The organism is Nocardiopsis sp. CA-288880, from assembly GCF_050955985.1.
Classification (GTDB): Bacteria; Actinomycetota; Actinomycetes; order Streptosporangiales; family Streptosporangiaceae; genus Nocardiopsis; species Nocardiopsis tropica.
This window is the reverse complement of the sequence record NZ_CP192105.1, coordinates 1,489,009-1,514,065: the sequence shown is the minus strand read 5'-3', so window position 1 is coordinate 1,514,065 and position 25,057 is coordinate 1,489,009. Positions and strand designations below refer to the sequence as shown.

20 protein-coding genes are annotated in these 25,057 nt (G+C 73.2%); 6 read left to right on the top strand and 14 right to left on the bottom strand.

The features are described 5' to 3' along the window. Positions 1-193: 193 nt before the first annotated feature. The 6 genes from ACQPYD_RS06640 to ACQPYD_RS06615 form a co-directional block, all read right to left on the bottom strand. Positions 194-1,297: a PP2C family protein-serine/threonine phosphatase gene (locus tag ACQPYD_RS06640; RefSeq protein ID WP_267948583.1), complete on the bottom strand. Its 1,104-nt coding sequence runs from the start codon at positions 1,295-1,297 to the stop codon at positions 194-196. 593 nt (positions 1,298-1,890) lie between these two features. Then, positions 1,891-2,358 carry a ribose-5-phosphate isomerase gene (locus tag ACQPYD_RS06635; RefSeq protein ID WP_267948582.1) on the bottom strand — a complete coding sequence of 156 codons (468 nt, stop codon included), beginning with the start codon at positions 2,356-2,358 and terminating at the stop codon, positions 1,891-1,893. Between the two features lie 92 nt (positions 2,359-2,450). Then, a complete protein-coding gene (locus ACQPYD_RS06630; protein ID WP_267948581.1) occupies positions 2,451-2,600 on the bottom strand; it encodes a hypothetical protein in 150 nt (49 codons plus the stop codon). 147 nt (positions 2,601-2,747) lie between these two features. Then, on the bottom strand, positions 2,748-4,169 hold the full coding sequence (locus ACQPYD_RS06625; protein ID WP_433700219.1) for an aldehyde dehydrogenase family protein: 1,422 nt from the start codon (positions 4,167-4,169) through the stop codon (positions 2,748-2,750). A 94-nt stretch (positions 4,170-4,263) separates the two neighbouring features. Beyond that, positions 4,264-4,422 carry a hypothetical protein gene (locus tag ACQPYD_RS06620; RefSeq protein WP_267948579.1) on the bottom strand — a complete coding sequence of 53 codons (159 nt, stop codon included), beginning with the start codon at positions 4,420-4,422 and terminating at the stop codon, positions 4,264-4,266. A gap of 192 nt (positions 4,423-4,614) precedes the next feature. Then, positions 4,615-5,250, bottom strand: coding sequence for a mycothiol-dependent nitroreductase Rv2466c family protein (locus tag ACQPYD_RS06615; RefSeq protein WP_433700218.1), 636 nt, complete (start codon positions 5,248-5,250; stop codon positions 4,615-4,617). Positions 5,251-5,460: 210 nt separating this feature from the next. On the opposite strand from ACQPYD_RS06615, the gene pepN reads away from it, so the two are divergent. Further along, on the top strand, positions 5,461-8,007 hold the full coding sequence (pepN, locus tag ACQPYD_RS06610; protein ID WP_433700217.1) for an aminopeptidase N: 2,547 nt from the start codon (positions 5,461-5,463) through the stop codon (positions 8,005-8,007). A gap of 60 nt (positions 8,008-8,067) precedes the next feature. On the opposite strand, the gene malQ is transcribed toward pepN, so the two are convergent. Beyond that, positions 8,068-10,104 (bottom strand): 4-alpha-glucanotransferase, encoded by a 2,037-nt coding sequence (malQ, locus tag ACQPYD_RS06605; RefSeq protein WP_433700216.1) that lies wholly within the window; start codon positions 10,102-10,104, stop codon positions 8,068-8,070. A 186-nt stretch (positions 10,105-10,290) separates the two neighbouring features. On the opposite strand from malQ, the gene ACQPYD_RS06600 reads away from it, so the two are divergent. Further along, positions 10,291-11,613: an MFS transporter gene (locus ACQPYD_RS06600; protein ID WP_433700215.1), complete on the top strand. Its 1,323-nt coding sequence runs from the start codon at positions 10,291-10,293 to the stop codon at positions 11,611-11,613. Between the two features lie 77 nt (positions 11,614-11,690). Here the strand turns inward: ACQPYD_RS06600 and ACQPYD_RS06595 are convergent, their stop codons facing one another. Next, positions 11,691-13,124: an amidase gene (locus ACQPYD_RS06595; RefSeq protein ID WP_433700214.1), complete on the bottom strand. Its 1,434-nt coding sequence runs from the start codon at positions 13,122-13,124 to the stop codon at positions 11,691-11,693. A 168-nt stretch (positions 13,125-13,292) separates the two neighbouring features. On the opposite strand from ACQPYD_RS06595, the gene ACQPYD_RS06590 reads away from it, so the two are divergent. Together ACQPYD_RS06590 and ilvD are read left to right on the top strand one after the other, a co-directional pair. Beyond that, on the top strand, positions 13,293-14,120 hold the full coding sequence (locus tag ACQPYD_RS06590) for a nuclease-related domain-containing protein (protein WP_433700213.1): 828 nt from the start codon (positions 13,293-13,295) through the stop codon (positions 14,118-14,120). A 318-nt stretch (positions 14,121-14,438) separates the two neighbouring features. Then, entirely contained in the window at positions 14,439-16,259 is a 1,821-nt protein-coding gene (gene ilvD, locus ACQPYD_RS06585) for a dihydroxy-acid dehydratase (RefSeq protein WP_433700212.1), read from the top strand. 139 nt (positions 16,260-16,398) lie between these two features. On the opposite strand, the gene ACQPYD_RS06580 is transcribed toward ilvD, so the two are convergent. Together ACQPYD_RS06580 and ACQPYD_RS06575 are read right to left on the bottom strand one after the other, a co-directional pair. Next, a complete protein-coding gene (locus tag ACQPYD_RS06580) occupies positions 16,399-16,605 on the bottom strand; it encodes an FmdB family zinc ribbon protein (protein ID WP_330161055.1) in 207 nt (68 codons plus the stop codon). Between the two features lie 270 nt (positions 16,606-16,875). Next, positions 16,876-17,376: an HNH endonuclease gene (locus ACQPYD_RS06575; RefSeq protein ID WP_267950275.1), complete on the bottom strand. Its 501-nt coding sequence runs from the start codon at positions 17,374-17,376 to the stop codon at positions 16,876-16,878. Between the two features lie 375 nt (positions 17,377-17,751). On the opposite strand from ACQPYD_RS06575, the gene ACQPYD_RS06570 reads away from it, so the two are divergent. Both ACQPYD_RS06570 and ACQPYD_RS06565 read left to right on the top strand, forming a co-directional pair. Continuing rightward, entirely contained in the window at positions 17,752-19,845 is a 2,094-nt protein-coding gene (locus ACQPYD_RS06570; RefSeq protein ID WP_433700211.1) for a prolyl oligopeptidase family serine peptidase, read from the top strand. A 136-nt stretch (positions 19,846-19,981) separates the two neighbouring features. Next, a complete protein-coding gene (locus ACQPYD_RS06565; RefSeq protein WP_267948569.1) occupies positions 19,982-20,422 on the top strand; it encodes an acyl-CoA thioesterase in 441 nt (146 codons plus the stop codon). Between the two features lie 176 nt (positions 20,423-20,598). Here ACQPYD_RS06565 and ACQPYD_RS06560 read toward each other — a convergent pair whose 3' ends face one another. The 4 genes from ACQPYD_RS06560 to ACQPYD_RS06545 all read right to left on the bottom strand — a co-directional run bounded on the left by ACQPYD_RS06560 (position 20,599) and on the right by ACQPYD_RS06545 (position 25,020). Next, the gene (locus tag ACQPYD_RS06560; RefSeq protein WP_433700210.1) at positions 20,599-21,171 is read right to left on the bottom strand and encodes a GNAT family N-acetyltransferase; all 573 of its coding nucleotides are present in this window, start codon (positions 21,169-21,171) and stop codon (positions 20,599-20,601) included. Positions 21,172-21,310: 139 nt separating this feature from the next. Beyond that, complete coding sequence (locus ACQPYD_RS06555; RefSeq protein ID WP_267948567.1) at positions 21,311-21,829, bottom strand: globin; 519 nt, start codon at positions 21,827-21,829, stop codon at positions 21,311-21,313. 141 nt (positions 21,830-21,970) lie between these two features. After that, on the bottom strand, positions 21,971-23,635 hold the full coding sequence (ettA, locus tag ACQPYD_RS06550; RefSeq protein ID WP_267948566.1) for an energy-dependent translational throttle protein EttA: 1,665 nt from the start codon (positions 23,633-23,635) through the stop codon (positions 21,971-21,973). Positions 23,636-23,805: 170 nt separating this feature from the next. Continuing rightward, entirely contained in the window at positions 23,806-25,020 is a 1,215-nt protein-coding gene (locus ACQPYD_RS06545; protein WP_433700209.1) for a DUF4192 family protein, read from the bottom strand. Positions 25,021-25,057 lie beyond the last annotated feature (37 nt).

Below are 25,057 nucleotides of genomic sequence, written 5' to 3'. Positions count from 1 at the left end.
GGTCCCGTCGTCACTGGTGTGGTGGGCCGTGGGAGTTGGCGCCCGGGGGCTGCGGGGGCGCGCACGGCGATCCGGGGACGTGTACGGACTGACCGCCGTACGCGGGGACGGGGAGCATTCCGACCCTACCCCCAGGCCGGCTCGGACGCCGCACCGCACACCCCGGCGGCGCGGCACGCGGGGGCCGGGCGGCTCAGTCGCGCCAGAGGACGACGAGGGCGCAGTCGTCGTTCTTGTCCTTGGACAGGGTGTCGACGAGCTCCCCGGCCCCGGTGGCGAACCCGTGGGGGACGAGCCGCTCGGCCTCGCCGAGGAGCCGGTCGATCCCCGCGTCGAGGTCTTCACCAGGGGTTTCGATGAGGCCGTCGGTGCAGAGCATGATGGCGTCACCGGGGCGGAGCTTGCCCTGGACGGACGTGTAGGTCATCTCGGGGATGACCCCGAGGACCACGCCCTTGGCCTCGGTGGTGCTCCAGAGACCGCCGCCGCTGTCGTAGTGCAGCGCGGGCGGGTGACCCGCGGAGGCGATCTGGTACTCGCCTGTGTCGAGGTCCACACTGAGGTGCACGGCGGTCACGAAGCCCTCGCCTCCGCTGTTCCGCATCAGGTAGTCGTTGCAGTGGGAGAGGAAGTCTCCCGTGGGCACCGCGCCGATGAGTCCGCTGAAGGCCCCGGAGAGCATGAGCGCCCGGGTCCCCGCGTCCACGCCCTTGCCGGAGACGTCCACCACGGCCACGTCCAGCCGGTCCTCCCTGCGGATGGAGACGACGAAGTCCCCTCCGAAGGAGGAGCCGCCGGCCTGGCGGAGGACGGCGGTCCGCCCCCACCCCTCGGGGAGCCGGGGCATGCGGCCCTGGTGCCGGATCCGGTCGCGCAGGTCCAGCAGCATCATCTCGCCGCTGAGGCCCTGCACCCCCAGGCGTTCGCGCACGCCCGACAGCAGGTAGGAGAGGACCGCGGTGACGCCGATCGTGACCAGCAGGCCGGGGCCGACCTGGCCGAAGTCGAGCATGTAGGCGACGAAGACCAGGACGGCGGCGACCACGCCGAGCAGGAAGGCCAGGCTCTTGCGCTTGAGGAGGAGACCGCCCGCGAGGACGGTGAGGATCGTGGAACTGGGCGGGAACCACCCGGAGGGGCCCCACACGGCGCCGACGCCGATCCCCACGGCCAGGGTGACGAGGGTGATGAGGACGAGCCTGTAGCGGAACAGCACCTTGCGCCGGAGCACCGCGACGAGCCTCTGCGCGGAGGAGCGCAGGAGCCGGGTGGTCTTGGCGGTCGGTGTGGGCTTCATGGATCCTCATCATCGGCGCACCCGCTCACCAGCGGGGTCGCCCTCTCGGGCGGCGCGGTCGGACGGCACGGTCGGACGGCCGCGGGGGCCGCGTCGCCACCGGGCACCTGTTCGGCGGGCCGGGGCGGTGTGGGGCACTCCCCGGTCGTGGTGGCTGGAGACGCCGATCGACGGGCACCACCGTGCCGCGGACAACGAGGGCCCGCCACTGTGCACGAACTGTAGCGCGCGGCATGTCGCCCTGGCACGTGCAACCAGCGGTGTTCTCCCCCAAACCGAGGGTTTGGGTTCAGCCGATAACCGAGCGTACGGAGTCGGGCACTTCCCCGGTCCCGGGGAACGGCTCTGTTTTCCGGGGATGTACACCCTTCTCGGACACTGCGCCGTGACCGGACCCGCCCGCGTCCGGGTGGCGGGGCGCGGCGCGCGTCCCGGGGGCGCGGCCGGACCCCAGGGTCTCACAGCGCCTCGTGCCCCACCAGGGCCGTGCGGCCCGCGGGCGGGCAGGCGGGCGGGGCCTGTGCTGGCGCGGCCCGGACGGCGGAACGCCCCCGCGCGGGACCGTGGCGGCCGGGCGGGGGCGTGGGACGGGGTTACGGGAGGGGCGGCAGTTCGCCGGTCTGCTCGTAGCCGGTCAGCATCGCGATGCGGCGGGTGTGCCGCTCCTCGTCGCTGTACGGGGTGGCGAGGAAGACCTCCACGAAGCGGGTCGCCTCCTCCGGGGAGTGCATCCGCCCGCCGATGCCGAGCACGTTGGCGTCGTTGTGCTCGCGCGCCAGGCGGGCGGTCTGCTCGCTCCAGGCCAGGGCGGCGCGGACGCCCCTGACCTTGTTGGCGGCGATCTGCTCGCCGTTCCCGGAGCCGCCGATGACGACTCCCAGCGAACCGGGGTCCGCGGCGACGCCCTCGGCGGCGCGCAGGACGAAGGGCGGGTAGTCGTCGACCGCGTCGTAGACGCGGGGTCCCGCGTCGACCACGTCGTGGCCCCGCTCCTTCAGCCAGGAGACGAGGTGTTCTTTGAGCTCGAAGCCCGCATGATCTGATCCAAGGTAAACACGCACGTGTCCAGTCTGGCAGGTCACGGGGGTGACGGGCACGGCGCCCCGCCCCGCGTCCGGGGACGCGGGCGGGGCGCCGTCGTGCACGGGTCCGCTCAGACCGCGCCGGAGGCGGCGGCGGCCACGCTCAGGCCCAGGACGGCGAAGAGCGCCATCGAGATGACGGCGACGGCGTTGTAGACGATCATCGACTTGATGTCCTTGCCGATGGGGCCTGCCTTGGAGACCGCGGGCTTGCTGCTCAACTCACACCTCATTGGGTTCGACCAGGGATGACCAGACGGAATTTTTCCACACCCCACAACGCGGCCGTCACCGGGGCCGATTCCTCGGAAGGGCCGCCGGGGGCCGTGAGACCGCGCACACCGGACGCGGTCCCGGCCCCCCGTGGGTCACATCTGGACGGCCTTGACCTCGCAGAACTCCTCCAGGCCCGCCAGTCCCCACTCACGGCCGTTCCCCGAGCGCTTGTAGCCGCCGAAGGGCGCCCGGGGGTTGAGCGCGCCGCCGTTGAGCTCGACCTGTCCCGCCCTCAGCCTGCGGGCGACGGCCAGCCCGCTCTCGCGGTCGGCGGACCACACGGCGGCGTTGAGCCCGTACACGGTGTCGTTGGCGACGGCGACGGCCTCCTCCACCGTGTCGTAGGGGATCATGACGAGCACCGGGCCGAAGATCTCCTCCTGGGCGATGCGCATGTCGTTGCGCACGTCCGCGAAGACGGTGGGCTTGGCGTAGTAGCCCCGGTCCCGGCCCTCGACGGGCTCGGGACCCCCCGTGACCAGGCGGGCGCCCTCCTCCACGCCGAGCCGGACGTAGCCGCGGACCTTCTCCAGCTGGGCGGCGGAGACGAGCGGGCCCAGGCGGGTGGCCTCGTCCTCCGGGTCGCCGGGCACGTACTTGGCGGCGGACCCGGCCGCGAGGGAGACCGCCTCCTCGTAGCTGTCGCGGTGGACCAGCATGCGGGTGAGCGCGTTGCAGCTCTGGCCCGTGTTGCGCATGACGTCGGCGACGCCGCGCTTGACCGCCTTGGCGAGGTCGGCGCCGGGCAGGATGACGTTGGGCGACTTGCCGCCCAGTTCGAGCGCGACCCTCTTGACGGTCTCGGCGGCCACCTGGCTGACCCGGGTCCCCGCGCGGGTCGAGCCGGTGAAGGACACCATGTCCACGCGCGGGTGGGCGGCGACGGCCTCCCCCACGACCGGTCCGGTGCCGGACACGAGGTTGAACACCCCGGCGGGCAGCCCGGCGTCGTGGAACACCTCGGCGAGGGCGTAGGCGCTGAGCGGGGCGATCTCGCTGGGCTTGAGGACGACGGTGTTGCCCGCCAGGAGGGCGGGGACGACCTTGAGGACGATCTGGTGGAGCGGGTAGTTCCACGGCGTGATGGCGCCGACGACGCCGACGGGCTCGCGCACCACCAGGGAGTTGCCGACGGTCTCACCGCCGAAGTAGCGCTCCCCGGCCTCCTCGACCAGGTCGATGTAGGTCCGGAACATGAGCTCGGGCAGGCCCGCCTGCACCCTGCGCGAGAACACCGCGGGCGCGCCCATGTCCCGGGTGAGCCCGGCGGCGATGTCGTCGATGCGGGCGCCGAACAGCTCGTGGGCCTTGGCCAGGTGGGTGACGCGCTGCCCCGGTGTCAGCGCGGACCAGGCCGGGAAGGCGGCGGCCGCGGCCTCGACCGCGGCCTCGACGTCCTCGGCGGTTCCGGCCGGAACGGTGTCGATGACCTGCTCTGTCGCCGGGTTCACCACGTCCAGGGCCTCGTCGGAGGCGGAGTCGCGCCAGGCGCCGTCGATGTAGAGGGATCGCATGGCCCCACTGTGGCAGAACGTGATTCGGGTTGGCCAGGGCGGGACGGGGGCGGGGCCGCGCACCCGTGGTTCCACGGATGGCCCCGGCCCCGGGTCAGCCCCAGTGCGGGGGGCGGTCGGCGATGAGCCGCGCGGTGGAGTCCTCCTCGGAGTCCTCGCCCCAGCCCACTCCGCGTTCGTCGCTGGTGGTGTCGGGCAGGATGTCGAGGTCGTCGAGGAACTCGACCCTGCGGTCGTCGTCGGGTCCGGGCATGTGCGGTCCTTCGCTCTGCGGTGGGTCCGGGCCCCGGCGTCCGGGGTCCGGCGGCGCGGACGGGCGTCCGGAGCCGGGCCGGCCCCCGCCGGGCCCGCTTCCAGTGTGCCGTGTCGCCCCGGCCCCCGGGACCGCTCCCCGCCGCTCCGGGCTCCGGCCCCGGTGCGCCCCGGCCCACCGGGGCCGGAGCGCTCAGCCGAAGACGGGGTTGCGGGTGCGGGTGCGCTTGAGCTCGAAGAACCCGTCGGTCCCGGCGACCAGGCGGACGCCGTCCCACAGCTTCCCGGCCTCCTCGCCGCGGGGCGCGGGCGTGACGACCGGGCCGAAGAAGGCCACGCCCTCCACCTGGACGACGGGGGTGCCGACGTCCTCGCCGACCAGCTTCATGGCCTCCGCGTGCGAGGCGCGCAGGGCCTCGTCGTACGCGGTGCCCTCCGCGGCCTCCGCCAGGTCCTCGGGCAGGCCCGCGTCCGCGAGCGCGGCGCGGATCGTGTCGGCGGTCCGAGGTTCGGCGCCGTTGTGGAACCGGGTGCCCAGCGCGGTGTACAGGCTTCCGAGGACCTCGGGGCCGAAGCGCTGCTCGGCCGCGACGCACACGCGCACGGCGGCCCACGCCCCGTCCAAGGACTTCCTGTAGTCCTCCGGCAGGTCCCTGCCCTCGTTGAGGACGCTGAGGCTCATCACGTGCCAGCGGACCCTCACCGGGCGGACGCGCTCCACCTCGAGCAGCCAGCGGGACGTGATCCACGCCCACGGGCACGCGGGGTCGAACCACATGTCGGCGTACACGGTCTCGGACCCGCTGCTCGGGTCGGCGGTCTGCGTCATCACTGCTCCTCGGATCGGACGGGGGTACGGAACTTCACGTCGTAGGTAGGCAACCCCGGCCATCGGTTGCGCATTCCGACCGTGCGCGTGGCAGGATCGATGCCGAGTGAAGACGACCCCCGGCCCGACGACGCTCCACCCACGCGGCGGACTCGCCGTGGTCGGCAACGATCCGGCCGGCGGGGACGGCGGCCGTGGAGGGAGCGTGGCGTGGCAGGGAACCTGACACGGGACGAGGCTCAGGAGCGGGCGCGGATTCTCAGCGTCGACTCCTACGCCGTGGAGCTCGACCTGACCACCGGTGACGAGACCTTCCGGTCCACCACCGTGGTCCGCTTCTCCAGCTCGGAGCCGGGTGCTCGGACGTTCGTCGAGCTGGCCGCCCCGAAGGTGCTCACGGCGACGCTGAACGGCGCCGAGCTCGACCCGGCCGAACTGTTCGACGGCGAGCGCCTCGTGCTTCCCGAGGTGGCGGCCGAGAACGAGCTGACCGTCGTCGCCGACGCGGCGTACATGCGCACGGGCGAGGGCCTGCACCGCTTCGTCGACCCCGTGGACGACTCGGTGTACCTGTACACCCAGTTCGAGACGGCGGACGCGCACCGCATGTTCACGTGCTTCGACCAGCCCGACCTGAAGGCCACCTTCGAGCTGACGGTGTTCGCGCCCCCGTCGTGGGAGGTCGTGTCGAACAGCGCCCCCGACGTGGTGCGCGAGGCGGCCGGCGGGGAGCGGGTGCGCTGGCACTTCCCCGCCACGCCGGTGGTGTCCACCTACATCACCGCGCTCATCGCGGGCCCGTACCACGTGGTGCGCGACGAGCACGACGGCATCCCGCTGGGGCTGTACTGCCGCGCCTCGCTCGCCGAGCACCTGGACTCCGAGGCCCTGTTCGAGGTCACCAAGCAGGGGTTCGACTTCTTCCACGGCCTGTTCGACCTGCGGTACCCGTTCGGCAAGTACGACCAGCTGTTCGTCCCGGAGTTCAACGCGGGCGCCATGGAGAACGCGGGCGCGGTCACCTTCCTGGAGGACTACGTCTTCCGGTCCCGGGTCACCGACGCGCGCTACGAGCGCCGCGCGGAGACGATCCTGCACGAGATGGCGCACATGTGGTTCGGCGACCTGGTCACCATGCGCTGGTGGGACGACCTGTGGCTGAACGAGTCGTTCGCGACCTACGCCAGCGTGTACTGCCAGGCCAACGCCACCAGGTGGACCGACGCCTGGACGACGTTCGCGAACGTGGAGAAGTCCTGGGCGCTGCGCCAGGACCAGCTGCCCTCCACGCACCCGATCGCCGCCGACATGGTCGACATCCAGGCGGTCGAGGTCAACTTCGACGGCATCACGTACGCCAAGGGCGCCTCGGTGCTCAAGCAGCTCGCCGCGTACGTGGGCGTGGACGCGTTCTTCGCCGGCGTGCGCGCCTACTTCAAGGAGAACGCGTTCGGCAACACCGAGCTGAAGGACCTCCTCAAGCACCTGGAGGCCGCCTCCGGGCGGGACCTGTCCGGCTGGTCGCGCGAGTGGCTGGAGACCACGGGCGTCAACACGATGCGCCCGGAGTTCGAGGTGGACGCCGACGGGGCCTTCACGTCGTTCGCCGTGCTGCAGGAGGCCGACCCCGGGCACCCGACGCTGCGCTCGCACCGCCTCGCGATCGGGCTGTACGACCGCACCCCCGAGGGCATCGTGCGGCGCGAACGCGTGGAGCTGGACGTCAGCGGCGCGCGCACCGAGGTCCCCGAGCTGATCGGCACGGCCCAGCCGGACCTGGTGCTGATCAACGACGACGACCTCACCTTCACCAAGCTGCGCCTCGACGAGCGCTCCCTGCGCACGGTGGTGGAGGGCGCCGGCGAGATCCGCGAGTCGCTGCCGCGGGCCCTGGCCTTCGGCGCCGCCTGGGACATGACCCGTGACGGCGAGATGGCCGCCCGCGACTACGTGGCCCTGGTGATCTCCGGGATCAGCGGCGTCGACGACGTGATGGTGGCCCAGACCCTGCTGCGCCAGGCGGCCTCCGCCCTGCACATGTACGCCGACCCCGCGTGGCGCCCGTTCGGCTTCGAGCAGCTCTCCGACCGGCTGCGCGAGCTGCTGACCTCGGCCGAGCCCGGAGGGGACCTCCAGCTCGCCTACGCCAACGCGCTGGCGGGCACGGCCGCGAGCGACGCCCACCTGTCCCTGGTCCGGGGCCTGCTGGACGGCGCGATCACCGTGGACGGGCTGACCGTGGACACGGACCTGCGGTGGACTCTGCTGCGCCGCCTGGTCGCCGCCGGGGAGGCCGGCGAGGCGGAGATCGCCGCCGAGCTGGAGTCCGACCCGACCGCGGCGGGCCAGCGGCACGCCGCCGGGGCCCGCGCCGCGATCCCCACGGCCGCGGCCAAGGCCGCCGCGTGGGAGCGGATCGTGGGCGAGGAGCTGGCCAACGCCGAGTTCCGCGCGGTCCTGATGGGCTTCACCGAGCCCGGCCAGGCCGAGCTGTACCGGCCCTACATGGAGAAGTACTTCGCGCAGCTGGCCCCGGCGTGGGAGAAGTGGACGGGCGAGTTCGCCCAGACCTTCGCCGAGGTGATGTACCCGAGCGGGCTGGTGGAGGAGGCGACCCTGGAGCGCACGGACGCCTACATCGCGGAGTCCTCCCCCGCGCCGGCGCTCCGCCGCCTGCTGATCGAGGGCCGCGCGGGCGTGGAGCGCGCGCTGCGCGCCCGCGCCGTCGACATCGCCGCGGGCCGGGCCCGGGCCTAGCAGCGGACACGACGGCGGCCCCGGGGGTTCCCCCGGGGCCGCCTCCCGTGTCCGGTCCGCCTACAGCGCGCGGCCGTGCCCTCCCCCGACCGGTCCGAGGGTGCGCCGTATGCGCGCCACCATGCGGGGGTCGGCCAGCAGCTCGTCCACGAGCACCGGCTCCCCCTCGGCGCTGGTGAGCGGGATACGCCAGTTCGGGTACTCGGTGGTGGTGCCGGGCTGGTTCTGCATCCGCCGCTCCCCCACCACGTCGGTCAGCGCCACCCCGATCATGCGGGCCGGGGTCGCCACCAGGTAGGCGTGCATGGCCGCCACCACCGCTGCCGGGTCGGCCACGGGGTCCACGTCCTCGTCGAGCAGGCCCAGGTCCACCAGCAGCCGCCGCCAGCGCTCGACCCGGGCCTCCGCGTCGGCCCGCTCCTCCTCCACCGGCCGCCCGAGGAGGCCCAGCCGGTCGCGCAGTTCCACGTGCTCGGCGGAGAGGAACGACGCCACCGGCGGCAGGTCGTGCGTGGCCACCGTGGCGAGGCAGTCGGCGCGCCAGTCCCCGGGCCGGCGCGGCTCCCCGTCGCCGTCCTGCTCGAACCACAGGACGGACGTGCCCAGCACGCCGCGGTCGGCGAGGTGGTCGCGCACCCACGGTTCGACGGTGCCCAGGTCCTCCCCGACGACGACGGCGTCCGCCAGGTGCGCGGCCAGGACGAGCGTTCCCACCATGCCCTCGTGGTCGAACCTGAGGTAGGTGCCCTGGTCGGCGGAGGCGCCCTCGGGCACGCACCACAGCCGGAACATGCCCATGACGTGGTCCATCCGGACCCCGCCCGCGTGGCGCAGGGCCTGGTCGAGGATCTGCCGGAACGGCCCGTAGCCGCGTTCGGCGAGCCGCACCGGGTTCCAGGGCGGCTGGCCCCAGTCCTGGCCCAGCCGGTTGAACTCGTCCGGTGGCGCACCGACGCGCAGCCCGGGGACCAGGGCGTCGCCGTACATCCACGCGTCCGCTCCGCCCGCCTGCACGCCGATGGCGAGGTCGTGCACGATGCCGACGCCCATCCCGCCGGCCCTGGCCGTGGCCTGGGCCTGGGCGAGCTGCTCGTCGAGGACCCACTGGAGCCAGCGGTGGAACTCCACGGCCGGCCAGCGGCGCAGGGCCTCCGCGCCCACGGCGCGGGAGCCCGCGTCGCGCAGGTCCTCGGGCCAGGCCCGGTAGTCGCTCCCGTACTCCTCCGCCAGCGCCGACCAGGTCGCGAACTCGACGAGGGGGCGTCCCTCGCGTTCGAGGTAGGCGCGCAGGGCCGCCTCCCGCCCGGGGGCGCGGGGGACCTCGAAGAGCACCTCCAGGGCGGTGCGCTTGGCCTTCCAGACCTCGTCGCGGTCGAGCAGGTCCGCGGTCCGGCCCCGCTCGCGCAGGGGGCGGGCCAGGCGCTGGACCCCCTCCCTCCGGGCCGGGTCGAGCCGGGCGTACTCGGGGACGTCCTCCACCCGGATGTAGAGGGGGCTGGCGTAGCGGCGGCTGACCGGCAGGTAGGGCGAGGGCTCGACCGGCGGCAGCGGCTCGGTGGCGTGCACCGGGTTGACCATGGTGAAGTCGGCGCCCAGGTCGCGGGCGCTCCAGTCGGCGAGCTCGGCCAGGTCGCGCAGGTCCCCGGTACCCCAGGAGGCGCGGGACCTGACGCTGTAGACCTGTGCCATGACCCCCCACAGCCGGGGGTGGTCCCTCAGCGCGCCGGGGTCGAGCCGGTCGGGGACGACGAGCAGGGGCGCGTCGTGCTCGACGCCGCCGTCCGTGACGCGGAGCACGTGGGAGCCGAGCGGAAGGCCGGGGTCGAAGGGCAGCAGGGAGCCGTCGGCGGTCTCGACGACGCCGCGCGCGCTGCCCGGGAGCACCAGGTCGGGCGCCTTCCCCTCGCGGACGACGACCGCCGGGGGCAGCAGCCCGCGGGGCGCGGCGGCGTCGGGCGCCTCCGGGTCCACCCCCAGGGCCCGCAGTACATGGCGGATGGTGTCGGGGCCGACCGGGACCTGCCGTCCCCGCCAGTCCTCGTAGCTCGTCGCGACCCCGTACTGCTCGGCCACGCGGGCCAGCTGAACGTCCCTCACAGAACCCGATCATGCCCTACCCGGCGCTTCGTACACCGGAGGCCGTCCCGGCGTGGGGCCAGAACGTGTCCGCGGCCCGGGTCGGCGGACACGGCGCGACGAGACTCCGCGCAACGTGACGGCATCGGCCCTGAGCAGGGCGCTTATCGAATGGCCCAAAGGGCGATACGTCTGCATAATCGTGGTGTGCTCGCTAACTACCGGCGGCTCTTCGCCGTGCCCCACGTCCTGTCTCTCCTCTCCTGGTCCCTGGCCGCCCGCTTCTACACCCCGGGCCTGATGATCGCGGTCACGTTCCTGGTCGAGGACTGGACGGGCTCCTACACCCTCGCGGGGCTGGTGGCGGGCGCCTTCACGCTCGGCATGGCCCTCGTGGGGCCGCTGCGCGGGCGCATGGCGGACCGGGGAGGGACCGACCGGCTGGTGCTGGTGTGCGGCCTGGTGTTCAGCGTGGGACTCGTGGCGCTGGCCCTGCTCCCGGGGTCCCTGTGGTGGCTGTCGCTCCCTCTGGCCCTGGTGACGGGGTTGTTCGGCACGCCCGCCAACCAGATCGTGCGGGCCCTGTGGCCGCGCCTGACGCGCGGGCCCGAGAGGCAGGCCGTCTACGCGGCCGAGGCGACCACCCAGGAGCTGCTCTTCATCTTCTCCCCCGTGCTCATCGCCGGCGTGGTGGCGGCGGCCGGCCCGCGCTGGGCGCTGTTCCTCCTCGCCGCGCTGGGCCTCCTCGGCTCCGTGGGCTTCGCGTGGTCGCTGCGCAGGGCCGGGGTGACCGGACCCGCCCCCGCCGGGGCGGACGGGGGCGGGGCGGCGGAGGACACGCGCTCCCGCAGGAGCCTGCTGTTCCACCCCGCCCTGTGCGCGGTCTTCGCGATGTGCCTGCTCATGGTCTCCGGCGTCATCGGCATGGACCTGGTCATCGTGGCCTGGGCCAACGAGCTGGACGCCCCCCAGTACGTGATGGTGATGGCCTCGGTCTGGGCGGCGGGGTCGCTCGTGGGCGGCGTGGTCGCGGGTGCCCTGCGCGGGCGTCCCCGCCTGGCGCTGCGCAGCTTCGCGGCGGCCTTCGGCCTGGCGATCCTGATCCCCTTCGTGCCGCCGGTCACGCACCTGCCCAGCCCGCTGTTCATCACGCCGCTGCTCTTCGTGTCCGGGCTGGCCCTCGCGCCGACCCTGGCGGCGGTGATGGGGCGCGTCGGGGACATGGCGCCGTCCCACCGCAGGGCGGAGGCCTTCGGCTGGACGGCCACGGCGATGGGGACCGGCGGCGCGGTCGCCGGTCCGCTCACCGGTGCGCTGATCGACGGCAACGGCATCGTCGGCGGCGTGGTCGGCGCGGCGGGCCTGGTCATGGTCGCCGCGGTGCTGAGCCTGTTCCTGCCCCGGCCCGTCCCCGGGTCGGACGAGGGCCCCTCGGCGGACGAGGTCGCCCCCCTCCTGGACGCGCCCCCGGTCCACGGGGCGGCCCCGGGCGCCGGGGCCGCGGCCGCCCCGCACGACGGGCGCGGCTGACGCCGCGTCGCCCGCTCAGCCGTTCCGGTCACGTCCCACGCCGATGGCCACGGCGACCTGTGCACCGCGTCGCCCGCTCAGCCGTTCCAGCCCGGCGGGACCCGGTGGGCCCAGGGCCTGGCCCGCTCGAGCTGGGCCGACAGCGCCAGCAGAACGCCCTCGCCGCCCATCCGGCCGGTGAGCATGGAACCGATCGGCAGACCGTCCGCCGTCCGGTGCAGGGGGACGCTCACCGAGGGCTGGCCCGAGACGTTGTACACCGACGTGAACGGGGTGAAGGCGGTCATCCTCCCGAACTCCTCCTCCGGCCCGTCCGCGGAGAAGTGGCCCAGCGGGACCGGGGGCAGCGCCAGGGTGGGCGTGAGCACCGCGTCGTAGGGAGCGGTCGCCGCGGCCAGGGAGCGGACCCCGCGCTGGAGCCGGGCGCAGGCCGCGATGTAGGCGGGGACCGGCGTGGACCGGGCCCGCTCGCGCAGCCAGCGGTTGAGGGGGCCGAGCTCCCCCTCCCGTTCGGGGGGCACCGGGGAGGCCGAGGCCATGGCGGCCCACACCACCTGGAAGTCGTCGGCGAAGGCGCCCCCGAAGTGGGCGTCGCCGGGCTCGGGGACCTCCTCGACGTCGTGGCCGAGGTCCTCCAGCAGGCGGACCGCCTCCCCGTGGGCGGCCAGGACCTCCGGGTGGACGGGGATGCCCGAGGACCCCGTGGAGGCGTGGGCGCCGATGCGCAGGCGGCCCGGATCGCGGTCCACGTGGTCGGTGAACGGCCCGTCCGCCGGCGGGGCGGGGTAGAGGTCCCCCGGCCGGGAGAACGCCATGGCGTCCAGGAGGAGCGCGGCGTCCCTGACGCAGCGGGTGAGGGGGCCCGCGGTGGACAGGCCGAGGAGGTCGGGTTTGAACGGCGCCCCCGAGATCCGTCCCCTGGTGGGCTTGAGCCCGAAGAGCCCGCAGGCCGAGGCCGGGATGCGGATCGAGCCGCCGCCGTCGCTGCCCTGCGCGGCCGGGGCCAGACCCGCGGCGACGGCCGCGGCGGCGCCGCCGCTGGAGCCTCCGGGCGAGAGGTCGGTGTTCCACGGGTTGCGGGCGGGCGGAGCGACGTCGTTCTCCGTGTAGCAGCTGGAGCCGAACTCGGGGGTGTTGGTCTTCCCCACCATGACGGTGCCGGCCGCGCGGAGCCTCGCGACCAGGTCCGAGTCGGCGGGCGCCACGGTGTCGCGGTGGACGGCGGAGCCCTGCGTGAAGCGGACCCCGGCGACGGGGTCGAGGTCCTTGACGGGGAGGGGGACGCCGAGGAGCGGCGGAAGGGTGTCCGGCGTGTCGCCCATCTGACGCTTCTCCGCGTACCGGGCTTGTTCTAGCGCCATTTCTGATGCGACCGTAATGTACGCACCATAGTGCGGTTCGTACCGTTCGATCCGGTGCAGATAGTGCTCAGTTATCTCAGGAGGGGACAGTTCGCGACTGCGGACCATCGCCGCGAGCCGGTGCGCCGGAAGGTCGTGGATCTGGGTCATGCCGACCCAGATTAGTGGGCACTACACCGGGCACCACGAAGGAGGACGACAGTTCTCCAGAGAGATCGACGAACCCCTGACCATTCCCTGGTCCGGTGTATTCGACACCTGTCGACACCGAACCGTAAGGGAACAAAAGTGTGAGAAGTAATGCACTAGGACTCGGATATGGATCCAACTAACCTGTCCGACGTGGAATCGGCAACCAGAGCGAACGACCAGGGCCAAGCCCCCCGGGAAGCGGCGAAGGAGGGGCCCGAGACCCTCTTCTTCCCCAATCAGCGCAAGACCAAGGAAGCCTCCGGCACCAGAGCCGTCTACGGCGCCCTCAAGGAGAACCAGTCCGCGCGCAAGTGGATCGTCCGCGGGGGAGCCGCGACCGCGGTCACCGTGGTCTTCGGGCTCCTCACCTCCGACTGGCGCCTCGGCGCCACGCTCGGACTCATGACCCTGGTCGGCACGATGGTGTACTACTCCCGGCGCGAGTCGGAGATCCCCCATTGGCGCAAGCCCTCGGCCGCCCAGCGGCGCACCGAGGTCCAGCTCAAGGTCATGAAGCAGCTCGGCTACCGGGTGCTCCACGCCCGCGCCGTACCGGGCGGCAACGGCCAGATCGACCACTTCATCGTGGGCCGGCGCGGAGCCTTCGCGATCGACTCCGAGTCGTGGGACAAGCGCCTCCCGCTGCGCAACAAGCTGGAGAAGCTCTACCACGGCAGGTTCAGCAAGAACGAGCGCATCGACGAGGCGCTGGAGGAGGCCAAGCGGGCGGAGGAGCTGATCAGCACCGAGCTCGGGCGCGAGATCAAGGTACGCGCCTCGCTGGCCATCTACGGCCCCGGCATGCCCTGGGACAGCCACCGACTGCGGGGCGTGGACATCATCACCGGAACGAAGGTCCGCAAGTGGCTGCGCAGCGGCCGGGACCGACTGACGGAGACCGAGATCGAGGAGATCTACAGGGCCGCGGAGAAGGCCCTGCCCCCCCGGTACTGAGCGGGGGCGCCTCCCCCGGCGCCCCGACACCCCCTGACGCCGTGCGGGCCCGGGACCGACCACGAAGCCGTGGCGCCCGGGCCTTCCGTGTGCCCGGACCGGCGCCCGCGGAGCCGCTCCCCCTGCTCCGGGCCCGACCGTTCCGGCCTCCCTCCCGACCGCGGGACCAGGGTCGTCTCACGATCCGGAATACGAGTCTTCCACTCCGAGACCGCAGCCGCTCTCACGAGGGACTACCATCGAGGGGAAACACCCGTAACGATGGGAGCCCACCCCATGCCAGTCCTACGCTCACGCACGGTCACTCACGGCAGGAACATGGCGGGCGCGCGTGCACTCATGCGCGCGACCGGCGTCGAGCGCGAGGACTTCGGCAAGCCCATCGTGGCCGTGGCCAACAGCTTCACCGAGTTCGTGCCCGGCCACGTCCACCTGCGCGAGGTCGCGGACGTGGTCGCCAAGGCGATCCGCGAGGCGGGCGGCGTGCCCCGCGAGTTCAACTCCATCGCCGTGGACGACGGCATCGCCATGGGCCACGGCGGCATGCTGTACTCGCTGCCCAGCCGCGAGCTGATCGCCGACTCCCTCGAGTACATGGTCAACGCCCACTGCGCCGACGCCCTGGTGTGCGTGTCCAACTGCGACAAGATCACCCCCGGCATGCTGCTGGCCGCACTGCGCCTCAACATCCCGACGGTGTTCGTCTCCGGCGGTCCCATGGAGGCCGGCAAGGTCACGGTCGTCAACGGCACCGCCACGACCGTCCGCAAGCTCGACCTGATCAACCCCATGATCGCCGCCGCCGATGAGAGCGTCTCCCAGGAGGAGCTGGACGAGCTGGAGGAGGCCGCCTGCCCCACCTGCGGCTCCTGCTCCGGCATGTTCACCGCCAACTCGATGAACTGCCTCACCGAGGCGATGGGCCTGGCCCTGCCCGGCAACGGCACCGTGCTCGCCACCCACACCGCGCGCCGCGCCCTGTACGAGGACGCCGGACGGCTGGTCGTGGAGGCCGCCAAGCGCTACTACGAGGACGACGACGAGTCCGTCCTGCCCCTGTCCATCGCCACCCCCGCGGCGTTCGGCAACGCGATGGCCCTGGACGTGGCCATGGGCGGCTCCACCAACACGATCCTGCACCTGCTGGCCGCCGCCACCGAGGCCGGCGTCGCGTTCGGCCTGGACGAGATCGACGCGGTCTCCCGGCGGGTCCCGTGCCTGTGCAAGGTCGCGCCCAACACCGAGAAGTACCACATCGAGGACGTCCACCGGGCGGGCGGCATCCCCTCCATCCTGGGCGAACTCGCCCGCGGCGGACTGCTCGACACCTCCCTGCCCACGGTGCACGGCAAGACCGTCGGCGAGTTCATCGCCGAGTGGGACATCACCTCCGACACCGTCCTGCCGGAGGCGGTGGAGCTGTTCCACGCCGCCCCCGGGGGCCGGCGCACCACCAAGGCGTACTCCCAGGACACCCGGTGGGACACCCTGGACACCGACCGGGAGAACGGCTGCATCCGCTCCGTCGAGCACGCCTACACCAAGGACGGCGGCCTGGCCGTGCTGTTCGGCAACCTCGCCCCGGACGGCGCCATCGTCAAGACGGCGGGCGTGGAGGAGGAGCTGTGGACCTTCTCCGGCCCCGCCAAGGTGTTCGAGTCCCAGGAGGACGCCGTCGACGGCATCCTCAACAAGCGGATCGTGCCCGGTGACGTGGTGGTCATCCGCTACGAGGGCCCCAAGGGCGGCCCCGGCATGCAGGAGATGCTGTACCCGACGAGCTTCCTCAAGGGACGCGGCCTGGGCAAGGCCTGCGCCCTGATCACGGACGGCCGCTTCTCCGGCGGCACGTCGGGCCTGTCCATCGGCCACGCCTCCCCCGAGGCTGCCGCGGGCGGGGACATCGCCCTGGTCGAGGACGGCGACACCGTGACGATCGACATCCCCAACCGGGGCATCACCCTGGAGGTCTCCGACGAGGAGCTCGCCACCCGGCGCGAGCGCCTGCTCAAGGAGCTGGGCCGGTTCCAGCCGCGTGACCGTCAGCGGCCGGTGACGGCCGCGCTGCGCGCCTACGCGGCGATGGCCACCTCGGCCTCGACCGGCGCGGCGCGCGACGTGTCCCAGATCGAGGGGTAGGGGCCGGACCCGGTCCGGGAGCAGTGCGCAGGGGCGGTCCCGTCGGGGCCGCCCCTGCTCGCGCGGCCCTGTCCGCGTCGTCGCGGCGGGCGGCCCGGTCGCCGCCGGCCCCGCGGGCGCGGGGCCGGCGCGTGCGGGCTCAGGAGCAGCAACCGCCCCCGCAGCAGCCCCCGCCCCCGGACGGCGCGGGGGCTGAGGCGCGTCCGCCCACCGCCACGGTGGACAGCAGCCGCACGGTGTCGCCGTGCCCCAGGGGGCAGGGGGCCGGGTCGCCCGCCTCTGCCATCGGACGGGAGAGCTCGAAGGTGTCACCGCACTCGCGGCAGCGGAAGTCGTATCTCGGCATGCCGCCAGAATACGGCCGCCGCGCCCTCACGTCACCGCCCGCCCCTGCGCCGGGCGGGCGCCTTCGGGGACCGCCGCGGGACGGGCCCCCACCGCGCGGGACCGGTGGGGGCGCACCCGGAGGCGTCCCGGGGACGCACGGCCGCCCCCCGGCCGCCCCTGGGGGCCGCGCCGGAGGGCGGGAGGACGGCGGGGGCCGGGTGGGACGCCCGGTTCCGGCCCCGCCGGACCGCTGGAGCACGTTGGCCGGCCCGTGCGTCCGGCCGGGCGCCTACGCCGCGAGGTGGGCCATGTACGGCTCCCACTGGGGGTCGCCGTGCAGGTCACCGTTGATCAGCCGCCAGTGGGGCCCCTTGGGCACCTTGGGGGTGATGTGCAGCTCCCAGCCGAGCTCGTCCAAGAACTTGTCCGCCTTGCGGTGGTTGCACGGCTTGCAGGCCGCGACCACGTTCTCCCACACGTGCGCGCCGCCGCGGCTGCGCGGGATGACGTGGTCGATGGTCTCGGCCTTCTTCCCGCAGTAGCCGCACACGTGCCGGTCCCGTCTCATCAGCGCCACCCGGGTGAGGGGCACCCTGCGACTGTACGGAACGCTGATGTAGCGCCTGAGCCTGATGACCGACGGCACGTCGTAGGAGCGCGTCGCCGAGTGCAGCACCGTCCCCGTGTCGTCCTGGTGGACGACTTCGGCCTTCTCCCGCAGGACGAGGAGAATCGCCCTGCGCAGGGGCAGTGTCGTCAGTGGTTCGAAGCTGGCGTTGAGCAGCAGCACGTGGCGGCGGGCGGTCCCTGTGCCACCCTCCCGGCTGCTTGGGGCGCTCATCGCGTCGCCCCGGTCGCGGTGAACGACCGTGTCTCTTCCCCGGCCAGCCGTTCGGCCAGCCAGGAGACCTCCCTGTGCACCGATCCGAGGATCGGTGTTTCCGTACGCCTTGCCACACGGACCTCCCGGTGGTCCCGCCGAGTTGCGTCCCGCATTCAGTTTGCGTGTTCGGACCGCCCCGGCGCCACCCCAATTTACGCCGGGCCGCACAGAAACCGCGTGTCGACGCTTTTCGTGGTCCTATTGTGCGCCCGACAAACCACGTTTCATCCTGACGCCGCGCCGAACACCCGGTGGTTGATAGCGGTGGATAGAGTGCGAAGTATGCGTGAACTCCGCTACCCCCCGGCCGAACGGCTCGACGTCACAGAGAACCTGCACGGCCACGAGGTCGGCGACCCCTACCGGTGGTTGGAGGACGCCGGATCCACCGCCACGAAGGCGTGGGCGGCGGCCCAGGACGCCCTGTACACCGAGGCCTCCGAGCGCTACACCGCTCGCGACCGGTTCGCCGACCGGATCCGGTCCCTCCTCGGCGCGGGAGCCGTCGGGGCCCCCGTCTGGCGCGGCGACCGCAGCTTCTTCGTCCGCCGGACCGCCGAGCAGGAGCACGCGGTGCTCTACGTCCGCGACGGCGACGGCCCCGAGCGCGTCCTGGTCGACCCCGGCGCACTCGACCCCGGGGGCCTGACCACCCTGGACGCCTGGAAGCCCGGCCCCGACGGGCGCCTGCTCGCCTACCAGCTCTCCGAGGGCGGGGACGAGGAGTCCGTCCTGCGGGTCGTGGACGTCGACAGCGGCGACCTGGTGGACGGCCCCGTGGACCGGGCCCGCTACAGCCCGATCGCGTGGCTGCCGGACTCCTCCGCCTTCTACTACGTGCGGCGGCTGCCCCCGGAGGAGGTCCCCGACGGCGAGGAGGCCTACCACCGGCGCGTCTACCTGCACCGGCTGGGGCGCCCGGCCGAGGAGGACGTCCTCGTCTTCGGCTCCGGCAGGGACAAGACGGAGTACTTCAGCCCCTCCGTGAGCCGGGACGGCCGCTGGCTGATCCTCCAGGCGGTCCGGGGGACCTCCTCGGCCACCGACATGTGGATCGCCGACCTGTCCGACGGGGACCTGGAGCGGCCCCGCCTGGTACCCGTCCAGGAGGGCGTCGACGCCGACCTGGAGGGGCACGTGGGCCGGGACGGGCGCCTGTACCTGCGGACGGACCGGGACGCCCCGCGCGGGCGCGTGTGCGTGACCGATCCGGCCGACCCCCGCTACGAGAACTGGACCACCCTGGTCCCCGAGGAGCCCGAGGCGGTGCTGGAGGACTACGCCGTCCTGGACGGCCCCGCCCTCGAACGCCCCGAGCTCCTGGTCTCCCACAGCCGCCACGCGATCAGCGAGGTCACCCAGCGCGACCTGCTCACCGGGGAGCTCCTCGGCGTCGTGGACATGCCCGGGCTGGGCACGGTCGGCGGCCTCTCCGAACGCCCCGAGGGAGGCCACGAGGCCTGGTTCGGCTACACCGACAACACCCACCCGTCCTCGGTGTACCGCTACGACGCGCTCGCGGGGCGGGTGTCCGTGTGGGCCGACGCCCCGGGGGACATCGACCTGCCGGACGTGACCGTCGAACAGGTCACCTACACGTCCGGCGACGGCACCCCCGTGCGCATGCTCGTCGTGTCGCCCTCGGCCCCCGCCGAGGGCCCGCGGCCCACCATCCTCTACGGGTACGGGGGCTTCCGGATCTCCCTCACCCCCGCCTACTCCGCGGTGGCCCTGGCCTGGGCCCGCGCGGGCGGCGTGTACGCCGTCGCCAACCTGCGCGGCGGCCTGGAGGAGGGCGAGGAGTGGCACCGCTCGGGGATGCTGGCCCGCAAGCAGAACGTCTTCGACGACTGCGCGGCCGCGGCCGAGCACCTGATCGCCACCGGGGTCACCGCCCCGGACCGGCTGGCCGTGATGGGCGGCAGCAACGGCGGGCTGCTGGTCGGCGCCATGGTCACCCAGCGGCCGGACCTGTTCGCGGCCGCGGTCTGCTCCGCGCCCCTCCTGGACATGGTCCGCTACGAGAGGTTCGGCCTCGGCCAGCTGTGGAGCGTCGAGTACGGCACCGCGGACGACCCCGAGCAGCTCGGATGGCTCCTGGGCTACTCGCCCTACCACAACGTCCGCGAAGGCACCCGCTACCCGGCCACCCTGTTCACCGTGTTCGACAACGACACGCGCGTGGACCCCCTGCACGCCCGCAAACTGTGCGCGGCGATGCAGGACGCCACGTCCGCCCCTGCGGAGCAACGGCCCGTCCTGCTGCGCAGGGAGGCCGAGGTCGGCCACAGCTCGCGGTCGGTGAGCCGCAGTGTGTCACTGAACTCCGAACAGCTGGCCTTCCTCGCCCACCACCTGGGCCTCGCCGCGGACTGACGCCGTCCTCCCGCGGGTCCGGGAGAGCAACGACACAGGAATCGGACACCCGGGAAGGGGTCCCGCCCCGGGGGGCGTTGAGACAATCGGAGGAGTCGTACGCCCCCCGGGGAGAGCTGCACGAGAGGACCCAGACGTGACACAGATCGACGCCGGAGCCGTCGGCACCGGGTCGGCCCCCGCGCGGCACGTGCACCTCGCACAGGTCCGCTACGCCGACCTCGACCCGCAGCACCACGTGAACAACGTCCGGATGCTCACCTACCTGGAGGACGCCCGGGTCTCGTTCCTGCGCTACGGCGGCGCGGTCGAGGGCGACGAGGTGTTCGGGGCCATGGTCGTGGCCCGCCAGGAGGCGGACTACGTGGCCCCCCTGCTCCCCCGGACCGACCCGGTGCGCGTGGAGCTGTGGGTGACCGAGGTGCGCAACGCCAGTTTCACCCTCGCCTACGAGATCCTGGACGACGACCGCGTGTACCTGCGCGCGAAGACCGTGCTGGTGGGCTTCGACGTGGCCACGCAGAGCGCCCGCCGGCTCGACGCCACCGAGCGCGCCTTCCTCGCCGCCTACGCCTAGGCCTCCCGCCGGTCCCACCGGGCTCGCGTCCGCCTGGCTGCTCCTCGCCGCGCCTCTGCGCTCGTGAAGCACAACCAGGCCGAACCTCGCACATCGGCTTGCGAGAGATGGCCCGGACGGCCGCTCCCGGCGATCGGCGCGAGCGCCGAGCCCACCGAGCACCCGCGGACCACGCCCTAGAAGCGGTCCGCGGCGCCGTCGGCGATGCGGTACAGCACGTTCGGGCGCAGGGGCCCCTCGGGCGCCCGCGGGTCGTCGAAGTCGCCCTCCGGGTCCCGGGTCATGCCGATCCTGCGCATCACCGCCTGTGAGCGGATGTTCGTGGCCGTGGCCACGGCCAGGATCTCGGGGAGGGCGAGGGTGTCGAAGCCGTAGGCCAGTACCGCCAGCGCGGCCTCGGTGGCATAGCCGCGCCCCCAGGCCGGCCGGGCGAGCCTCCAGCCGATCTCCGTCCCGCCGAAGGGCAGGCCGTCCTCCACCCGGTCCAGGCCCGCGGACCCGACGAAGTCGCCCGTGTCCCGCTCCTCGACCGCCCACCAGCCGTAGCCCCGCAGGTCGAACCCGTCCCGGAAGCGGGCGACGGAGGCATCGCTCTGATCGCGGGTCAGCGGCTCGCCCAGGTGCTCCCGGACCTCGGGGTCGGCGTTCACCGCCGCCCAGGGTTCGAGGTCGCGCTCCTGCCAGCGCCGCAGGACCAGGCGGTCGGTACGCAGTTCGCTCCGGCTGACCCACGCGGTCCCTGGCCTCAAGGCAGCACCCTCTTCTCCGGTCCGACTCCGTCGGGCGGGGAGTCCTCACGGCCCGCGCACGGGCCGGACGCGCCGGCGCCGGGCCCGTGCGTCCGGGCTCCGTCCGACGGGTTCCCGGCCGGTGCGTCCGGGGCTCCCCCTACTTCAGGGAGATGGTAACGGCATCGCCGTCGTCACCCTCGTCATCCGAGGCCACCGACACGCGTGTCGGACGGGGGACCTCCGGGGGGACGGCGTCCTCTTGGACGTTGACCATGCTGTGCGCGGCCATGACCATGTACTCCCACAGCTGGCGCTCCAGCGCCTCGTGGAGGTCGAGGGAGTCCACGGCGGCGCGCATGTGCTTGAGCCACAGGTCGCGCTCGGCGGCGCCGATGCGGAACGGCACGTGCCGCATCCGCAGGCGGGGGTGGCCGCGCTGCTCGTTGTAGGTGCGCGGGCCGCCCCAGTACTGGATGAGGAACAGGCGCAGGCGCTCCTCGGCCGGGCCGAGGTCCTCCTCCGGATACATGGGGCGGAGCACAGGGTCGTCGGCCACGCCCTCGTAGAAGCGGCGAACCAGGCGGGTGAAGGTCTCCTCACCGCCCACGGCCTCGTAGAACGTCATTCGCACGGGCTGCTCGCCCACGCTCTGCTGGTCATCACGCGCGGAAGTCATCGGGTCCAGGGTACGCGACGTTCCACGGCCCCCTCATGGGTCCCGGCGCCGGGGAACATCCGCGCGTGCGCCGCCGCGGGAACGCCCGCGGGGGCACCGGTCCTCCGGTGCCCCCGCGGGCGCGTGCCAGGTTCCGCGAGGCTAGTCGCGGGTGAGCTTGCGGTGGGTCACCGCGTGCGGACGCGCGGCGTCCGGGCCCAGGCGCTCGATCTTGTTCTTCTCGTAGGACTCGAAGTTGCCCTCGAACCAGAACCAGTTGGCGTCGCCCTCCCACGCGAGGATGTGCGTGGCGACGCGGTCGAGGAACCAGCGGTCGTGGGACGTGATCACGGCGCAGCCGGGGAAGTCCAGCAGCGCGTTCTCCAGGGAGCCGAGGGTCTCCACGTCCAGGTCGTTCGTGGGCTCGTCCAGGAGCAGCAGGTTGCCGCCCTGCTTGAGGGTGAGCGCCAGGTTGACCCGGTTGCGCTCGCCGCCCGAGAGCACCCCGGACTGCTTCTGCTGGTCGGAGCCCTTGAAGCCGAAGGCGGCGACGTAGGCGCGGCTCGGGATCTCGACCTTGCCGACCGTGATGAACGTTTCGCCGTCGGAGATCGTCTCCCAGACGTTCTTGCTGTCGTCGATGCGGCCCCGGTACTGGTCGACGTAGGAGATCTCCACCGTGTCGCCGACGGTGATCTTGCCCTGGTCGGGGGTCTCCTCGCCGACGATCATCTTGAACAGGGTCGTCTTGCCGACACCGTTGGGGCCGATGACGCCGACGATGCCGTTGGGCGGCAGGGAGAAGCTGAGGTTCTCGATGAGGACGCGGTCGTCGAAGCCCTTGGTGAGGTTCTTGACCTCGACCACGGTGTTGCCCAGGCGCGGACCCGGCGGGATCTGGATCTCCTCGAAGTCCAGCTTGCGGGTCTTGTCGGCCTCCGCCGCCATCTCCTCGTAGCGGGCCAGACGGGACTTGCTCTTGGTCTGGCGGGCCTTGGCGTTGGAGCGGACCCACTCCAGCTCGTCCTTGAGGCGCTTGGCCTTCTTGGCGTCCTTCTGCCCCTCGACCTTCAGGCGGGCCTGCTTGGTCTCCAAGTAGGTGGAGTAGTTGCCCTCGTAGGGGTAGAACTGGCCGCGGTCCAGCTCCAGGATCCACGTGGCGACGTGGTCGAGGAAGTACCTGTCGTGTGTGATCGCGATGATGGTGCCGGGGTACTTGGCCAGGTGCTGCTCCAACCAGTTCACGCTCTCGGCGTCGAGGTGGTTGGTGGGCTCGTCGAGCAGGAGGAGGTCGGGCTGTTCGAGGAGGAGCTTGCACAGGGCGACCCGGCGCTTCTCACCACCCGAGAGCTGGGTGACGGAGGCGTCCCCGGGCGGGCAGCGCAGGGCGTCCATCGCCTGCTCCAGCTGGCTGTCCAGGTCCCAGGCGTTGCGGTGGTCGAGCTGCTCCTGGAGCTTGCCCATCTCCTCGAGCAGTTCGTCGGAGTAGTCCGTCGCCATCTGCTCGGCGATCTCGTTGAAGCGGGTCAGCATCGCCTTGGTCTCGGCGACACCGTCCTCGACGTTCTCCAGGACCGTCTTGTCCGCGTCGAGCCGGGGCTCCTGCGCGAGCAGCCCGACGCTGAACCCGGGCATGAGACGCGCCTCGCCGTTGGACGGCTGTTCGATGCCGGCCATGATCTTCAGAAGCGTCGACTTACCCGAACCGTTGGGGCCCACGACGCCGATCTTGGCTCCGGGCAGGAACGACCCCGAAACGTTGTCAAGGACGACCTTGTCGCCGTGCGCTTTGCGCACGTTGTTCATGGTGAAAATGTACTCCGGCATGCCTCCAAGCCTAGGGCGTCGCAGCCCATGCCCCCGCCATCGGAGCGCACCCGGGGGCCCGGCGGGGACGGAGCCCGGCGCCGGCCCCGGCCCGCCTCCCCACCGGACCCGCGCGGCGACCGTGGCGCTCCGCGCCGGGCCTCCCCCGGGCGCGCCGCCGGCCCCCGCGGTCAGTCCTGCGCCGGGTCCCTCCCCCTGCTCAACCAGCGGGGCGTGAACTCCCGCCAGCGCTCCACCGGCAGCCCCCAGGCCAGGGCCCGGCTCATGAGCACCGCCATGGAGTAGCCGGGATCGGCGGTGAGGGCGACGTCCAGCGCCACCGCCGCGAGCGCCTCGTCACCGCGCTGCCACGCGGCGACGGCGAGCAGGGAGGCGGGGGCGGCCCTGAGCTCCGAGGGCAGGCAGCGGGTGGCCCGGCTCCACAGCGCCTGGTGGACGGGGGCCGCCTCGGCGGTGATCCTCGCCCACACCTCGTCCCGCACGCCGGTCCCGGTCAGGTGCACGCCCAGCCGGGCCAGCCCGTCCGGGTCGGTGACCGCCCGCCCCTCGTGCTCGGCCCGGACCGCCGCCAGGACCTCGGTGAGGCCGCGATCGGGGGAACCGCCGCCCTCCGCGCGCGCGGCGCGGGTCCGCGCACGGTCCGCGGCGGCCTCCATGGCGGCCCGCTCCTCCCCGCGGACGGGGGCGAGGAGCGCGCGTATCCGGGCGATGTCGGCCATGGTCGCGTGGAACGGCGGCGCGGGGACGATCCCGTGCAGGACCGCGCTCGCCGGGACGGTGGATCCGTCGACGTTGACGACCGTGCCCTCGGCCGGGCAGCACCCGGCCGAGCCGCAGGTGTAGGACCAGTACCGGCCGCCGGTGACCCGGATGGCGTCGACGACGGCGAGGCCGTGCGTCCGGGCGGCGGCGAGGAGGGCGTCGACGTAGGGGGTCACCCGCCCGGGCGGCCCGTACGCGACGACGGCCAGGGCCGTGCAGCCCTCGGAGGCCGCCGCGGCGGCGGGGGCCGCGGCCCGCCCCGCCGGGTCGGGGGCGCCGTCCATCCTGTCCAGGTCGCCGCAGTACACGGAGTGCACGCCGCGGTCCCTGATGGCGAGGACCACGATCCCGGGGTCGGGCGGCTCCCCCACCAGGTACGGGAGGGTGGCGATGATGTCGGTCGGGTTGGTCAGCGTGAGGGCGCCGGGGGAGGCGCCCGGTGTGGAGGATCCGCCGGGCGGTCGCGGCCGGGGCGCCGGGTCCGTCGGGCCCGGCCCCCCGCGGGGGGAGCCGGGGGCGGCCGGGGAACCGGGGTGCCCCGGCCTCTCCGTCCGGTCGGGCGGACGGGCGGGGTCCCGGGGGTCCTGGGGGTCGCTCGGGTGGTGCGGCTGGTCGGGGTGCATATCTTCACGGTGCGTGATCGTCCGGTTCCGGACAAGG